14 protein-coding genes and 1 tRNA gene are annotated in these 14,789 nt (G+C 71.2%); 11 read left to right on the top strand and 4 right to left on the bottom strand.

All coding sequences use genetic code 11. From position 1 onward, the window contains the following. Positions 1-130 precede the first annotated feature (130 nt). The gene (locus N6H00_RS18540; RefSeq protein ID WP_268972875.1) at positions 131-832 is read right to left on the bottom strand and encodes a DUF461 domain-containing protein; all 702 of its coding nucleotides are present in this window, start codon (positions 830-832) and stop codon (positions 131-133) included. A gap of 670 nt (positions 833-1,502) precedes the next feature. Between N6H00_RS18540 and N6H00_RS18535 the strand changes: the two genes are divergently transcribed. From N6H00_RS18535 to N6H00_RS18510, 6 genes are all read left to right on the top strand, one after another. Next, on the top strand, positions 1,503-1,985 hold the full coding sequence (locus N6H00_RS18535) for a CarD family transcriptional regulator (RefSeq protein WP_009716930.1): 483 nt from the start codon (positions 1,503-1,505) through the stop codon (positions 1,983-1,985). Between the two features lie 300 nt (positions 1,986-2,285). Next, positions 2,286-3,080, top strand: a complete 795-nt coding sequence (ispD, locus tag N6H00_RS18530) for a 2-C-methyl-D-erythritol 4-phosphate cytidylyltransferase (RefSeq protein WP_268972874.1) — start codon at positions 2,286-2,288, stop codon at positions 3,078-3,080. Between the two features lie 19 nt (positions 3,081-3,099). Continuing rightward, entirely contained in the window at positions 3,100-3,621 is a 522-nt protein-coding gene (ispF, locus tag N6H00_RS18525) for a 2-C-methyl-D-erythritol 2,4-cyclodiphosphate synthase (protein ID WP_268977034.1), read from the top strand. Positions 3,622-3,837: 216 nt separating this feature from the next. Next, entirely contained in the window at positions 3,838-5,235 is a 1,398-nt protein-coding gene (cysS, locus tag N6H00_RS18520) for a cysteine--tRNA ligase (protein WP_268972873.1), read from the top strand. 164 nt (positions 5,236-5,399) lie between these two features. Next, positions 5,400-6,350 (top strand): 23S rRNA (guanosine(2251)-2'-O)-methyltransferase RlmB, encoded by a 951-nt coding sequence (gene rlmB, locus N6H00_RS18515; RefSeq protein WP_268972872.1) that lies wholly within the window; start codon positions 5,400-5,402, stop codon positions 6,348-6,350. Positions 6,351-6,614: 264 nt separating this feature from the next. Continuing rightward, complete coding sequence (locus N6H00_RS18510) at positions 6,615-8,351, top strand: DoxX family protein (protein ID WP_268972871.1); 1,737 nt, start codon at positions 6,615-6,617, stop codon at positions 8,349-8,351. Between the two features lie 774 nt (positions 8,352-9,125). Here N6H00_RS18510 and N6H00_RS18505 read toward each other — a convergent pair. The 3 genes from N6H00_RS18505 to N6H00_RS18495 all read right to left on the bottom strand — a co-directional run bounded on the left by N6H00_RS18505 (position 9,126) and on the right by N6H00_RS18495 (position 11,980). After that, entirely contained in the window at positions 9,126-9,926 is an 801-nt protein-coding gene (locus N6H00_RS18505; protein ID WP_268972870.1) for a nucleotidyltransferase family protein, read from the bottom strand. A 139-nt stretch (positions 9,927-10,065) separates the two neighbouring features. Then, positions 10,066-10,485, bottom strand: a complete 420-nt coding sequence (locus tag N6H00_RS18500) for a hypothetical protein (RefSeq protein WP_268972869.1) — start codon at positions 10,483-10,485, stop codon at positions 10,066-10,068. A 358-nt stretch (positions 10,486-10,843) separates the two neighbouring features. Then, a complete protein-coding gene (locus N6H00_RS18495; protein WP_268972868.1) occupies positions 10,844-11,980 on the bottom strand; it encodes an ABC transporter ATP-binding protein in 1,137 nt (378 codons plus the stop codon). A 178-nt stretch (positions 11,981-12,158) separates the two neighbouring features. Here N6H00_RS18495 and N6H00_RS18490 point away from each other — a divergent pair. The 5 genes from N6H00_RS18490 to N6H00_RS18470 all read left to right on the top strand — a co-directional run bounded on the left by N6H00_RS18490 (position 12,159) and on the right by N6H00_RS18470 (position 14,654). Further along, a tRNA-Thr gene (locus N6H00_RS18490) sits at positions 12,159-12,231 on the top strand. A gap of 209 nt (positions 12,232-12,440) precedes the next feature. After that, the gene (locus N6H00_RS18485; RefSeq protein ID WP_268972867.1) at positions 12,441-12,875 is read left to right on the top strand and encodes a DUF6153 family protein; all 435 of its coding nucleotides are present in this window, start codon (positions 12,441-12,443) and stop codon (positions 12,873-12,875) included. Positions 12,876-12,979: 104 nt separating this feature from the next. After that, positions 12,980-13,639, top strand: a complete 660-nt coding sequence (locus tag N6H00_RS18480; RefSeq protein WP_268977033.1) for a DUF305 domain-containing protein — start codon at positions 12,980-12,982, stop codon at positions 13,637-13,639. A 103-nt stretch (positions 13,640-13,742) separates the two neighbouring features. Next, entirely contained in the window at positions 13,743-14,213 is a 471-nt protein-coding gene (locus tag N6H00_RS18475; protein ID WP_329618686.1) for a DUF4396 domain-containing protein, read from the top strand. A 24-nt stretch (positions 14,214-14,237) separates the two neighbouring features. Further along, positions 14,238-14,654 carry a DUF6234 family protein gene (locus N6H00_RS18470; protein WP_268972865.1) on the top strand — a complete coding sequence of 139 codons (417 nt, stop codon included), beginning with the start codon at positions 14,238-14,240 and terminating at the stop codon, positions 14,652-14,654. Positions 14,655-14,789: the final 135 nt, after the last annotated feature.

The following is a 14,789-nucleotide window of genomic DNA, read 5'->3' as shown; positions in this document are numbered from 1 at the left end:
CGAGCGGTGCGCGTCCGGCGGCCGGGGGGGTCGCGGGTACCGCGGTCGGTCTGTCTCCCGGCGTCCCGGCATGTGTGAGGGCGGCCCCGGAAAGCTCCGGGGCCGCCCTCACGCGTGTCCGCGGGGTCCCTCAGCCGTCGTTCGGGTCCGGCTCGCCCGTCGCGACGCCGTTCGACGTGCCGGTGGTGGCTCCGCCGCTCGGCGTGTTGCTCGGCTTACCGCCCGGGTTGTCGCTCGCCGAGCCGGTCGGGGTGCCGCTCGGCGTACCGCTCTTCGATCCGCCGGGTGTCGGGGCCGACGGCTTCGCGGTCGGCAGCTCGGTCGGGCCCCAGCCCTCGAAGTAGCTCGTCGCCGGGACGACGAACGCGGTGATCTGGACCTTGCCGGTGGAGCTGAGGTCGAACACGACCCGCTGTGCGTCGCCGTCCCTGGCCGCCTCGCGCCCGTCGCTGATGACAGCGGAGGCGTTGCCCTCGCCGCCGAAGGCCACCGAGCCGCCCTTCGGGACGACGACCGGGCCGGTCTTGCCCTTGGGCGGGGAGATCTTCACCCGCGCACTGCTGCCGGCGAGGGTGATGGCCTTGACGGTCTGGTCCTCCTTGCCGTTGTTGAAGAGCCGGCCGGTGACGACGGCCGGGCCCTTCGCCGTGCGATCCGGCTGGGTCACCACAGTGGCATTCTGGATCTTGATATCGCCGACAGCGGTGGCCGCGTTGTCGGGCTTGACCTGCAGCGTCTGCGCGTCGTTACCGGCTCCGCAGGCGGAGAGCGGGGCGACCGAGACCACGATGGCGGCTGCGGCGAGGGCGCCGCGTCGAAGGCTGCTGCTCACGGCGGCGGCATCTCCTAGGACGAGGTAAAGGTTGGATCAGCGCGCTTAGATTACCGATCCGCCCTCTTCGGCCCGCACCCGACCCGCCTCAAGCCGATCCGCCCCTGGGGTATGCCCGTCCGATGCCGGTGCCGGCGTGCGTTACGGGGCCCGTCGGACGCCGTCCCGACACCATCCGGGCGCCATCCCGAATATCGACTCGACCGGCGGCGCGGGAGATTATCGGTAAGGAATCCATGCATGTCCGAGAATTGATCACAGACTTGATCCGGGCCGCGTGATCAACCGCGCGATCAACGCCGCGATCAACTCGCGATCAGCCCCGCGATCAACGTCGCCATCAACGCTGGATGAACGTTGTGATCAATTCGTGAATCGGGGCCGGATCGCTCGCTCCTGATCCGAACGGAGTAGCGGAAGTCCATCGACCGGACTCCGGCAAAACGGGACGTACGGCCACTCGGCCGGGCTTCTCCGGGCGGGTATCGGGTGGGTTTCCGGGCGCCCGGACAGCCGCTCCCACCTGCGAATACCCGCTTCCGCAGGCCCCGCGCAGCACGTTCCTGCCGCACTTGTCAAGCCCCGAGATATGCCCTGACCTGCGAAAACGCCATTCAGAAGAAGGCGTTCCCGTGTTACCCTGGATAGCCACGGAAGGGGTACCTGTCACATGACGTTCAAGGTTGGCGACACCGTGGTCTATCCCCATCACGGGGCCGCGCTGATCGAGGCCATCGAAACTCGCCAGATCAAAGGCGTGGACAAGACCTACTTGGTGCTGAAGGTCGCTCAGGGTGACCTGACGGTTCGTGTGCCGGCGGACAATGCGGAGTTCGTCGGTGTGCGTGATGTGGTCGGCCAGGACGGGCTGGATCGGGTCTTCGAGGTGCTGCGTGCGCCGTATGCGGAAGAGCCGACGAACTGGTCCCGTCGCTACAAGGCAAATCTCGAGAAGCTCGCCTCCGGCGATGTGATCAAGGTCGCCGAGGTCGTGCGTGACCTGTGGCGCCGAGAGCGTGAGCGCGGACTCTCCGCCGGGGAGAAGCGGATGCTCGCCAAGGCCCGCCAGATCCTGGTGAGCGAACTCGCTCTCGCCGAGAGCACCAACGAGGACAAGGCCGAGGCCCTGCTCGACGAGGTTCTCGCGTCCTGACATCTCCATGCCGCGGTGCCCGAGTGACTCAGACCTGATTCCCGTTAGTCGTCTGTCGCCGGGCGCTGCGGCATGTCTGCGTGCCGAACGCCGTGCTCCTCCGAAACCCTGTGCTCCGGGCGCTTCTCCGGCACCCGGTGCCGGTGCCCGCCGCCGCGCCACCCCGCGCGGTGCGAAGTGTGCCGGGCCCGGGCAGCTGGCTCGACCAGTCGTCACGGAAGGGGCCGGTCGGGGCATCGCGCCCGGCACGCTGTGGCCATACCCACTTCGGCTGAGGAAGCAAACCTGAACGCCAACTCAATGTCCGCACGTCCGGATCGCGGCGATGCCGCCGCGTCCGGGCGCCCCGCCCGCACCGCCGCCGTGATCCCCGCCGCGGGCCGCGGAGTGCGGCTGGGGCCGGGCGCCCCCAAGGCGCTGCGCCCGCTGAACGGCACCCCGATGCTGGTCCACGCGGTACGGGCGATGGCCGGATCCCGCTCCGTCTCCCTCGTCGTCGTGGTCGCCCCGCCGGACGGCGCCGACGAGGTGCGGCGGCTGCTGGACGCGTATCCGCTGAGCGGCAGCCTCACCGACACCACCGAGGTGGTCGTCGTGCCCGGCGGCGAGACCCGCCAGGAGTCGGTGCGCAAGGGGCTGGCCGCCGTCCCCGAGACCGTGACCACCGTGCTGGTGCACGACGCGGCGCGTCCGCTGGTCCCCGTGGACACGGTGGACGCGGTCGTCGCCGCCGTACGGGACGGGGCGCCCGCCGTCGTCCCGGCGCTGCCGCTGTCCGACACCGTGAAGCAGGTCGAGCCGCGCACCGGGGAGCGGGCCGGTGAGCCCGAGCCGGTCGTCGGCACCCCCGAGCGCGCCCTGCTGCGCGCCGTCCAGACCCCGCAGGGCTTCGACCGCGCCACGCTCGTGGCCGCGCACGAGAAGATCGCCCTGGAGGGCGAGGGCGCGACGGACGACGCGGGCATGGTGGAGCGGCTCGGCGTCGAGGTCGTGGTCGTCCCCGGCCACGAGGAGGCGTTCAAGGTGACCCGGCCGCTGGATCTGGTGCTGGCCGAGGCGGTTCTGGCCCGCAGGAGGGCGAACGATGGCTTCTGACGCGAAGGCTTCTGACGCGATGGCCTCTGACGCGAAGGCTTCGGAGGCAGTGGGTTCCGGCGCGGTGGTGCTCCCCCTGGTGGGCATCGGCACCGATGTGCACGCCTTCGAGAAGGGCCGTGAGCTGTGGTGCGCCGGGCTGCTGTGGGAGGGCGAGGAGTACGGACTGGCCGGCCACTCGGACGGCGACGTGGCCGCGCACGCCGCCTGTGACGCGCTGTTCTCCGCCGCCGGGCTCGGCGATCTCGGTGCCCACTTCGGCACCGACCGCCCCGAGTGGTCCGGTGCCGCCGGCACCACTCTGCTGGCCGAGGCGGCCCGGATCGTCCGGGACGCGGGCTTCGGGATCGGCAATGTGGCGATCCAGGTGATCGGCGTACGCCCCAAGATCGGCAAACGGCGCGAGGAGGCGACGAAGGCGCTGACGGCGGCGGTGGGAGCCCCCGTCTCGGTGTCCGGTACGACCACGGACGGCCTGGGGCTGACGGGGCGCGCCGAGGGCCTCGCGGCGATCGCGACGGCGCTGGTGTTCCGGCGGTGACGGTCCGCCCCACGGGGGATCGGCCCTCACGGGGGGGGATCGACCCCCGGTAGGGACCGGCCTCCACGGAGGGACCGGCACTCACGGAGGAGGGACCGGCCCCCGGGATCGGCGGAAATCGGGGAGAGGCGACCGTAGCGTCCCGAGTGTCACGCTTCTGTGTCCACGCGGCGGAAGCTGCACAGGGCACCGTTCACTTCCCACTACCCTTGATGCGTGACTATTCGCCTGTACGACACCAGCGCCCGGCAGATCCGTGACTTCACCCCGCTCAGGCCGGGCTGCGTCTCGATCTACCTGTGTGGCGCGACCGTGCAGGCCGCCCCGCATATCGGCCACATCAGGTCGGGGCTGAACTTCGACATCATGCGTCGCTGGTTCGCCCATCGCGGCTACGACGTGACGTTCATCCGCAATGTCACGGACATCGACGACAAGATCATCGCTAAGTCGGCGGAGCAGAAGCGGCCGTGGTGGGCGATCGGCTACGAGAACGAGCGTGCCTTCAACCACGCCTACGACATCCTCGGCTGCCTGCCGGTGACCTATGAACCGCGGGCGACCGGTCACGTCCCCGAAATGATCGAGATGATGCGAGAGCTGATCGATCGGGGTCATGCCTATGCCGCCGAGGGCAATGTCTACTTCGATGTGCGCTCGTTCCCCGAGTATCTGAAGCTCTCCAACCAGGACCTGGACGGGTTGCGCCAGCCCTCCGGCGAGGGCGAGACCGGCAAGCGCGATCCGCGCGACTTCGCCATGTGGAAGGCGGCGAAGCCGGGGGAGCCCAGCTGGGAGACCCCGTGGGGCCGCGGCCGCCCCGGCTGGCACCTGGAGTGCTCGGCGATGGCGCACAAGTACCTCGGCCGCGCCTTCGACATCCACGGCGGCGGCGTCGACCTGATCTTCCCGCACCACGAGAACGAGATCGCGCAGGCCAAGGCGTTCGGCGACGACTTCGCCGCCTACTGGGCGCACAACGCCTGGGTGACCATGAGCGGCGAGAAGATGAGCAAGTCGCTCGGCAACTCGGTGCTGGTCTCCGAGATGGTCAAGCGCTGGCGCCCGATCGTGCTCCGCTACTACCTGGGCACCCCGCACTACCGGTCGATGATCGAGTACAGCGAGGAGGCGCTGCGCGAGGCCGAGTCGGCGTTCGCGCGGATCGAGGGCTTCGTCCAGCGGGTGGTGGAAAAGGCGGGGACCGTCGAGCCCGCGGCCGAGGTGCCGCCCGCCTTCGCGGAGGCGATGGACGACGACCTCGGGGTGCCGCAGGCGCTCGCGGTCGTCCACACCACCGTCCGCCAGGGGAACTCCGCCCTGACCGCCGACGACAAGGAGGCGGCGGTCGCCCGGCTGGCCGAGGTGCGGGCCATGCTGGGCGTGCTGGGCCTCGATCCGCTCGACGAGCACTGGGCGGGCGGTGCGGACCGGGGTGAGGACCTGCACGGCGTGGTCGACTCCCTCGTCCGGCTGGTCCTGGAGCAGCGGCAGGCCGCGCGGACCCGTAAGGACTACGCGACGGCGGACGCGATCCGCGATCAGCTCCAGCAGTCGGGTCTGGTGATCGAGGACACCCCGTCCGGACCGCGCTGGGAGCTGGGGCAGCGCTGAGGCCCTGGCCTCGACCTGCCCTGTTGCGCCGCCCGGCGCCCCGGACGGCACACTTGTGACCGTACAACCGCACACACACGACCGTGTTCGATCGGGTGTGCGACGTTCGACGTTCGAGCCGCTTGCTGAGCAGCGCTGAGCAGTGAAGAGACAGGTGACCATTCATGGCCGGCAACAGCCAGCGCAGGAACCGCCGTACCACCAACAAGAAGGGCGCGACGGTCGGCAGCGGAGGGAAGCGGCGCCGCGCCCTCGAGGGCAAGGGGCCCACCCCGCCCGCCGAGATGCGCAAGGGCCACGTGAAGCAGCGAGCCGCCAACGCCCGCGCTCGCCAGGCCGCCAAGCGCCCGGCCCCGCGCCGCGGCGGCAAGGGCTCGAACGAGCTGGTGGTGGGCCGTAACCCGGTGGTCGAGGCGCTGCGTGAGGGCGTTCCGGCCAACACCCTGTATGTCCAGCAGTTCATCGACAGCGACGACCGGGTGCGCGAGGCGCTGAAGCTCGCCGCCGACCGCGGCGGCATCCACCTCATGGAGGCGCCCAAGCCCGAGCTGGACCGGATGACGAACGGCCTGAACCACCAGGGCCTGGTGCTCCAGGTCCCGCCGTACGAGTACGCCCACCCCGAGGACCTGAGCGCGGCCGCCTTCGACGACGGCGAGGACCCGCTGATCGTCGCTCTCGACGGCGTCACCGACCCGCGCAACCTGGGCGCCGTGGTCCGCTCGGTGTCCGCCTTCGGCGGCCACGGCGTGGTCGTGCCGGAGCGGCGCGCGGCCGGGATGACCGCGGGCGCCTGGAAGACCTCCGCGGGCACCGCCGCCCGCACCCCGGTCGCCCGCGCGACCAACCTCACCCGGACGCTGGAGACCTACCAGAAGGCGGGCCTGACGGTGATCGGGCTGGCGGCGGACGGCGATGTCGAGCTCCAGGACCTCGAGGTGCTGGACGGCCCGGTGGTGATCGTCGTCGGCAGTGAGGGGAAGGGGCTGTCGCGGCTGGTGGGCGAGACCTGCGATCTGCGGGTGCGGATTCCGATGCCGGGCGGCGCGGAGTCGCTGAACGCGGGCGTGGCGGCGGGCGTCGTCCTCTACGAGGCGGCGCGCCGCCGGGCGTAGTGGGTGGCCGGGCGTGGTGGGTCGCCGGGGGTAGTGGGTCCGGTGCCGCTGTCGGCTGGGGCTTGGCGGCTTGGCGGCTTGGCGTGGTCGGCCGTGGGGCGCCCTGGTGTTTCGGTGCGGGTGTGCGCCGGTTCCGGGGGCTCCGGGCCGGGTTCGTCCTCCGGGCGATGATCTTGACGGGCCTCGGACAGATCGGGGCGTCCCCGGCAGTGTCTTTCCCGTCCGTCACTCGGTTAGTTGGGCGTGGAGACCAGAAAAGCCCGCATGCCTTCGCCCCTGGCGGGACGCGCGCGGGGGTTCGACGACGAGCCACAGCTGACCATGGCCAAGGTGCCGTGCGATCCGGCGCAGGTCGCCGTCAACGCCCCGAGCTTCCGGGTGCAGCTCAGCGCCCCGGTCGTCAGCAGCGCGCTGGCGGACACGGCCCGGCTCGCCCGCGTTCCGGTCGCGGCCCGGCGCCGGCCGCCCGTGGTGTGGAGCGGCCGTACCCGCCCCGGCGGTGACACCGCGGCGACCCGGCTTCTCCAGGCCGTGCGGTACTCCCACGAGGGTCTGACCGACAGTCCGTCCGACGGCCTGGCTGACGGCCTGTCCGAGGGGCTGGGCCGCGCCCGGTCCGGGGAGGCCGCCGAGGACGTGGGCGCCACCCAGGTGCTGCCGCGGATCGCCTTCGACGACGGCGCACCCACGGTCATCGGCCCCCGCAACCCCCGTACGGAGACCGTGCCCGGGACCGGTGGACGGCGCCGTCCGGGCGCGGGCGCGGGCGGGACGGCCGAACCGGGCGGGGCGAGGGCGGTGGCCAGGGCGGCCGGGATGGAGCGGCGCGGCGCGGCCTCCGCGTCGGGCCGGAGCGCGGGCGACGGCGACGGGCACGAGTCGCGGCGCGCCACGCTTCCGCGTCCGCGCCGCCACTCCGAGTCCGTACGCCACGCCGCCTATTACCCCGGGCGCCGGATGAACCTCGGCATCGTCCTGCTGCCGCTGCGCATCTTCCTCGGCTTCATCTCCGTCTACGGAGGGATGGGCAAGCTCTCCGACCCCGTCTACTTCGACGGCGGCGAGCGCGGTTCGATGGTCACCTGGCTGCGCACGCTGCACCCCTGGCCGATCGCCGAGCCGCTGCGCGACCTGGCGCTGGAGCATCCGGTGGGCGCCGGGCTGACCGTGGCGTTCCTGCAGATCGTGGTCGGGGTGCTCACCGTGCTGGGGCTGTGGCAGCGGCTGGCCGCCGCGTTCGGCGCGCTGCTGTCCGCCGCGCTGATCGTCACCGTGAGCTGGCGTACGGTGCCGGTCTACGACGCGCCCGACATCATCTACCTCGCCGCCTGGAGCCCGCTGGTCATCGCGGGCGCGCCGGTCTACTCGGCGGACGCCCGGCTCGCCGGCGAGGCGTGGCGGCGGCTCGGCCCCCGGTCCGAACTGTGGCAGCTGCGGCGCCGGGTGCTGCGCCGGGGCAGCGTGCTGGTGATGGTGGTCGCCGGGCTGACGCTGCTGATGGGCTCGATGCTGGGCGCCGCCGTACGGTCGTCGGAGGTCGTCAAGGCGCCCCAGCCGAGCGATCTGCCGACGAACAACCTGCCCGGTTCGCCACTGCCCAGCCAGTCCGTGGAGAGCCCGCGCGGCGGGCAGCGCGGGCCGATGGGAACGGGGGGCGGATCGGCCGGTGCGCGGTCGCCGCGTGAGCGGTTGCCGCACCGCCCCGAGCCGTCCGCCTCGGCGTCGGCCTCCTCGTCCGGGGAGCCGAGCGCGACGGGGCCGGCGTCCGGCATCTCCGGCCGCCCGAGCGGCGGTTCGCGGCCGCGCAGCGGCCTGGGCAGCACTTCCCGCTCCCCGCGCCACCCCCTCGCCCCGACGGCGACGGCGGGCCCGCCGTCGCTGGGCGGCACCGGCGGGGGGATGTCCGCGGGCGGCCCGGAGGGCGGCCCGCCGGAGGAGAACACGTACGGCTACACCGACCCGGCCGCCGAGGAGGCCGCCTTGAGCGGCCTCCTCGGCTGAGCCTGCGTTCTTTCGGCCGAGTCTGCGTTCTGGTTGGGCCTGCCTTCTTGGGCTGGTTTTGCGTCTTGGGCCGGGCCCGAGCTTTCGGCAGGGCCTGCGCCCTTCCGGCTCAGCTTGCGCTTGCGGCTGAGCCCGCGTCTTAGGGCAGACCCACCCCCCTGTCCGTGAGCAAGCTCGCGTCGCACATCGCCTCTTGCGGCCTCGCGGCGCCTCGCGCCGCGCGCCCTGCGGTCCCGCACCGGCTCGGTGCCCCGCGCCATCGGCCCGGTGCTCTGTGTTCCGCGCCCTGTGGTCCTGTACCGGCTCGGTGCCCCGCGGCATGCGCCTCGTGTGCCGTACTGGCCTGTGTCCCGTACCGGGCCGGTGTTCTGGGCCACGGGCCTTGTGTCCCGTACTGGCCTGCGGTCCCGCATCGGCTCGGTGCTCTGTGTTCCGCGCCCTGTGGTCCTGTACCGGCTCGGTGCCCCGCGGCATGCGCCTCGTGTGCCGTACTGGCCTGTGTCCCGTACCGGGCCGGTGTTCTGCGCCACGGGCCTTGTGTCCCGTACCGGCCTGCGGTCCCGCATCGGCCCGGTGCCCTGCGTCCCGCGCGCCTTGTGGTCCCGTACCGGTTCGGGTGCCCCGTGCCACGGGCCTGCGTCCCGCGCCACCTGTGGTCCCGTACCGGCTCGGTGCCGCGCGCCCGGTCTCCCGCGTACAGCAGCGCCGTGCCGCCGTGCCCCCGTACCGGCGTACCTTCGCCCGGACCGCGTAGCGATAGATCAGACCGTCGGCTCAGCCGTGTGGCACCGGTGCTGTGTCGAAGGGGCCGTGGCCGTGGGGTGGTGGGCCCGAGGCGAGTTCCTTCGCGGCCTCGGTCAGATCCTTCGCGGTGTCGATGGCCCGCCAGTACGCGCCCTGGGGCAGCGGGAACCCCGCCAGCCGCCGTTCGCGTGCCAGGCGCGGGAAGGTGGTGCGTTCGTGGTCGCCCCGGTCGGGCAGGAGCGAGGTGAAGGCGGCGGAGAAGACGTAGACGCCCGCGTTGATGAGATACGGCGAGGGCGGCGACTCGATGAAGTCCAGGACGTGCCCGAACTCATTGGTCTCCACCGCCCCCCACGGAATGCGCGGCCGGGCGAGGGCGAGCGTGGCGGTGGCGCCGCGCTCGTCGTGGAAGTCCGCCATGTCGCGGAGCGAGAAGCGGGTCCAGATGTCGCCGTTGGTGGCGTACCAGGGCCGGTCGGGCTCGGGGAGCCGGGCGGCGGCGAACTTGAGGCCGCCGCCGCGCCCCAGCGGCTCCTTCTCGACGACCGTCGTCACCCGCAGCGGCAACTCCGCCGTCTCGAGCCAGTCCTGGAGGACGGCGGCGAGGTGGCCGCAGGAGACCACAGCGTGGGTGACGCCCTCGGCGGCCAGCCAGGCCAGCTGATGGCCGATGATCGGGGTCCCGGTGCCGGGGATCTCGACCATCGGCTTGGGGCGGTCGTCGGTGTACGGACGCAGCCGTGAGCCCTGGCCTCCGGCCAGGACGACGGCTTGTGTGGGGCGCGCGGTCTGGTGGGGGTGCCCGGGTCTGCGCTCGTCGTCATCGCTCATGAACCGCACCATATGCGGTCAGGGGACCGCCGTAGGCGGAGCCGGAGCGAGAAGAACGGGAGCGGGTGGAAAAGGGGACGGCGGGAGCCGCGCGACATCGGCGGCACGGGGGCGGGCGCCGGGGGAGCCGGGGGACGGGTCAGCGGTACGCCTGGGTGACCCCGGACGCGAACGAGGTGTCGCAGACGGGCCGGGCGTACGCCTGGGCGCGGCTCACGCCGCCGTACTTGGCGACCGCGGCGCGGCCGAGCGCGCGGGCGATGGAGGCGCAGTGCTTGGCGAGCGAGGGCCGCCTGGACGTCGCGACCTGGAGGTGGGTGAGCGCCACGGCGGGGTCCTTTTCCTGGAGCTCGGCGAGCAGCCGGTCGCGCAGCAGCTCATGCGGGGCCCGGTGGGTGGCATGGGTGGACGCCCGGTCGGAGGAGGCGGTGAGGATCTGCGACTCGGCGCTCGGCGAGGCCCAGGGGACGCGGGTGACCGCGAGGGTGCCGGAGAGGACGAGCACGACGGGGAGGACGAAGGCGAGCGTTCTGCCGATGCGGCGGGCTGCGGTGTTCACGGGGTAGTTCCTCGCGGGTGGGTGGTACGGGACTGCGGTACGCGGTGATCGTAGCGAGGAGCGACGATTTGGCGACATTCAGTCACCAAGCCGGGTGACGGAAAGCCGCTCTTGGCGATCGGCGAGTTGACGTTCGGAGGTGAAATGCTCGAAATGTCGGGGAATTTATCGACAATCAACTCAACGCCGCAACAACTCAACGCCGCAACAACTCAACGCCGCAAACAGTCCAACGCGGCAACAGCCCAACGCGGCAACAGCACAACGCCGCCACAACTCCACAACGCGACGGCGCCGCCCGTCCGCGGGGAGCGGACGGACGGCGCCGTCGGTACGTACGGTCGGCGGGGCGGCCGGCTCAGTCGCTGAGCCGCTCCCCGGTGGAGGTGGAGAAGACGTGGGTCTCACCCGGCCGCGGCACCACGTGCAGCTGGGCGCCCTTCTCCGGCACCTGGCGGCTGTCGACCCGGATTACCAGGTCCTTGGTCTCGCCGCCGATGTCGGCCGAACCGAAGATGTAGCCGTCCGCGCCCGTCTCCTCGACGACGTTGACGGTGATCGCGAGACCCGCCGGGGCGTCGTCGGCCGCCTTGGACAGCGTCTTCGTCGCTCCGCCGTTCTGCTCGACCACTTCGAAGTGCTCGGGCCGGACGCCCACGGTGACCGTGCGGTCGCCCTTGTCGGCCGCGGCGCTCAGCGCCTCACGCGAGACCGGGACGACGCTGTTGCCGAACTTCACACCGCCGTCGGTGATCGGCACCTCGACGAGGTTCATCGCCGGCGAGCCGATGAAGCCCGCGACGAAGAGGTTGGCGGGGCGGTCGTACATGTTGCGCGGCGAGTCGACCTGCTGGAGCAGCCCGTCCTTGAGCACCGCCACCCGGTCGCCCATGGTCATGGCCTCGACCTGGTCGTGGGTGACGTACACCGTGGTGATGCCGAGCCGGCGCTGGAGGCTGGCGATCTGCGTACGGGTCTGCACACGCAGCTTGGCGTCCAGGTTGGACAGCGGCTCGTCCATGAGGAACACCTGCGGCTCCCGGACGATCGCGCGCCCCATCGCCACACGCTGCCGCTGACCACCGGAGAGCGCCTTCGGCTTGCGCTCCAGGTACTCGGTGAGGTCCAGGATCTTCGCGGCGTCCTCGACCTTCTGCCGGATCTCGGTCTTGTTCACGCCGGCGATCTTGAGCGCGAAGCCCATGTTCTGGGCGACGGTCATGTGCGGGTACAGCGCGTAGTTCTGGAACACCATGGCGATGTCCCGGTCCTTCGGCGGCAGATGGGTGACGTCCCGGTCGCCGATCCGGATGGCCCCGCCATTGACGTCCTCCAGCCCCGCGAGCATCCGCAGGGAGGTCGACTTCCCGCAGCCGGAGGGGCCGACGAGGACGAGGAACTCGCCGTCCTCGATGGCGATGTCGAGCTGGTCGACAGCGGGCTTCTCGGTGCCCGGGTACAACCGGGTCGCCTTGTCGTACGTGACAGTGGCCATGGTGATCTGTCCCTTCACCGGCAGGAACGTGCCGGACGATCCGAGTAAAGGCAGTGGTCTGGTCCACACGAGGTGGATTGGCGTGACGCTATACCGGTGAGGGCCGCCATGTCTCTAGGCAAGACCTGGGAATTTTTCGAACGGATCATGCCCCGGAGATGGGTACACTGCAGGGGATGCCGACTTAGCTCAGCTGGTAGAGCGCCGCTCTTGTAAAGCGAAGGTCGTCGGTTCGAACCCGACAGTCGGCTCTGTGCCTCACCAGGCCGAACGCCCCCGCGATCGTGGATCGTGGGGGCGTTGACGGCAGGACCGGCTCCGCACCTCGAACGCGGAGGTCCGGACCCTGGCGGCGGCTGCCGCGACGAACCGTCCAGCACACCCGCGATGCGCGGACGCCGAGCCTGATGGGCGACCCTACGGCGGGAGTGCGGCGGCCGGTGTTCGTACCATGGGTGCCGTGACATCCGGCCTCCGTACCCGCACCCGCACCCGCTCCGCGGTGAGCCGTGCTCGCTGGATGCTGCTGGTGATGGCGGTGGTGGCCGGGGTGCTGGCCATGCATGGGCTCTCACCGTCCGGGATGCCGTCAGCGGGGCAGCACGTCATGACGGCGCCGCTGGGTGAGGCCGGGCAGCACGCCGTGTCCGCTGATGCGGGCGACAGCGCCTGTCCGCATGTGTCGGCTGCGGATGATGGCGGGATGGCCATGGACCACCTTGGCGGCACTTGTGCGGCCAAGGGCACGGCCGCGTCCTACGTGCCCCCCACCCTGCTGCCGGCACTGGCTGTGCCCGCTGAACCCTCCGTGACGGCCCTCGGCAACCACGTCGCGCGGTCGGTCGACGGCCGGGCTCCGCCGAGCCTCTCCGAGCTCCAGCTTCTGCGGATATAGAGGCACCCGCGCGACTCCCTGCCGGCGGGGAGCCGCGTTCCGGCCTGCCTCACCATCCGTTCTTGCCGCGCGCGAGCGCGGGCACGCAAGGAGCTCTCCTTCTCATGGCATCTCGCCGTTCTCTCATTCGTCGGACTGCCGCGCTGGCCGCGGCCACGACCGCCGCGGTGGTGCTGGCCGCTTGCGGCAGTGACGATGCTGCTTCCTCGTCGGGGCACTCCGGCCACGACACGGGCGCAAAGCTGTCCGCCGGCGCCTCGGCCACCGCTTCCGCCCCGCAGGGCAGCCACAACGCGCAGGACGTGACCTTCGCGCAGGAAATGATCTCGCACCACCGGCAGGCCGTGACGATGGCCGGGTTGGCTCCGTCACGGGCGAAGTCCCAGGAGGTGAAGAACCTCGCCTCGAAGATCAAGAAGGCGCAGAGCCCGGAGATCAAGACCATGTCGGGCTGGTTGACGGCCTGGGGCGAGAAGGTTCCGGACGCCGGTATGCCAGGCATGGACCACCACTCCGGCGCGTCGATGCCCGGCATGATGTCGGAGGCGGACATGAGCAAGCTGAGGAAGCTCTCCGGTGACGCCTTCGACACGGCGTTTCTCCAGATGATGATCAGCCACCATCGGGGCGCCATCGAGATGGCGAAGACCGAACAGGCCAAGGGTGCCAGCGGTCCCGCCACGACGCTGGCGAAGTCGATCATCACCTCGCAGTCGGCCGAGATCACCGAGATGAACAAGATGCTCGGCAAGCTCGACCAGTAGGGGGCCATCCCCCGGGGAGGGTCGGGGCAGCGGCTGTAGGGCTGCCCCGACCCTCCTGGACCTGATCCGACAAGGGGAACGGACGATGGGCCACATCGCACGCATGCACCGGCGCGAGCATCACGACCCTCACGCACCAGGCACTTCCTGGCGTATGGCCGCGCGGGCCACACTCCACTGTCTGACCGGATGCGCCATCGGTGAAGTCCTCGGCATGGTCATCGGCACCGCCGCCGGCCTGCACAACGCGGCCACCGTGCCTCTCGCGATCGCGCTGGCCTTCGTCTTCGGCTACGCGTTGACGATGCGCGGTGTGCTGCGCGCGGGCCTGCCCGTCCGGCAGGCGCTCAAGGTCGCGCTGGCCGCGGACACCGTGTCCATCGCGGTGATGGAACTGATCGACAATGTGGTCATGGTGGGTGTGCCCGGGGCCATGGACGCCGGCCTGTCCCAGGCCCTCTTCTGGCTCTCGCTTGCCTTCTCTCTCGTTCTCGCCTTCGTTCTGACCACTCCGGTCAACCGGTGGATGATCGGCAGAGGCAAGGGGCACGCCGTCGTGCACGCCTATCACTAGCCCCCGTCACGTCACCGTCCCCGCATGAGTACGGGTACTCATGCGGGGACGGTGCGGTCATGGTGCCCTGGGCGGGTGGCTGAGCGAACCCCTGGCGGGTGTGGCGGGTGTCTTCTGGTCGGCGCCGAGCTGGCTGCCCTTGTGCTGATCTTCCTTGGGTGGTGCGCTTCCCACTTTTCCTGGGATCCGCAGCACGTCGGGGACCCGATCGGTCCCTATCTCATGATGGCGGCTGTGGTGGCCGTGCTCGCGGCCGGTACGGCGGTGGTGGCCGCCGTGCGCGGTGCGTCGGGGATCGCCTGGGGCCAGGGCGCGGTCGTGGGCCTCACGCTCGTGGTCATGCTGGGGGCGAACGTGGTGGGTAAGAGAACCGAGGAAGAGGACCGGCGCCAGGCGTGTCACGCGGGCTTGGAGGCGTCCTGGTGCGTGGACACACCGTAGAGGGCACATCTGTCCCTGGGAGACACCTGGCTGCCCAGGACCGCGAAGTACCGTCGCGTCGCGGCGCGGTGATCGGTTCGCCGAAACAGGAAGCGGCGGTGCGCGCCCTCCACCGCGACAGCGTGCCCGATCGCA

The organism is Streptomyces sp. S465 (genome assembly GCF_026898115.1).
Classification (GTDB): Bacteria; Actinomycetota; Actinomycetes; order Streptomycetales; family Streptomycetaceae; genus Streptomyces; species Streptomyces luomodiensis.
Note: the sequence above shows the minus strand (reverse complement) of the source record. Positions and strands in the feature narration are given on the sequence as shown.

Bases quoted from the DNA above. Each gene is read 5' to 3' on its own strand.
- N6H00_RS18535 (WP_009716930.1), top strand. From the start codon at position 1,503: ATGACGTTCAAGGTTGGCGACACCGTGGTCTATCCCCATCACGGGGCC.
- rlmB (WP_268972872.1), top strand. From the start codon at position 5,400: ATGGCCGGCAACAGCCAGCGCAGGAACCGCCGTACCACCAACAAGAAG.
- N6H00_RS18495 (WP_268972868.1), bottom strand. From the start codon at position 11,980: ATGGCCACTGTCACGTACGACAAGGCGACCCGGTTGTACCCGGGCACC.
- N6H00_RS18475 (WP_329618686.1), top strand. From the start codon at position 13,743: ATGCACCGGCGCGAGCATCACGACCCTCACGCACCAGGCACTTCCTGG.
- ispD (WP_268972874.1), top strand. From the start codon at position 2,286: ATGTCCGCACGTCCGGATCGCGGCGATGCCGCCGCGTCCGGGCGCCCC.
- N6H00_RS18480 (WP_268977033.1), top strand. From the start codon at position 12,980: ATGGCATCTCGCCGTTCTCTCATTCGTCGGACTGCCGCGCTGGCCGCG.
- N6H00_RS18510 (WP_268972871.1), top strand. From the start codon at position 6,615: ATGCCTTCGCCCCTGGCGGGACGCGCGCGGGGGTTCGACGACGAGCCA.
- N6H00_RS18505 (WP_268972870.1), bottom strand. From the start codon at position 9,926: ATGAGCGATGACGACGAGCGCAGACCCGGGCACCCCCACCAGACCGCG.
- N6H00_RS18470 (WP_268972865.1), top strand. From the start codon at position 14,238: ATGAGTACGGGTACTCATGCGGGGACGGTGCGGTCATGGTGCCCTGGG.
- ispF (WP_268977034.1), top strand. From the start codon at position 3,100: ATGGCCTCTGACGCGAAGGCTTCGGAGGCAGTGGGTTCCGGCGCGGTG.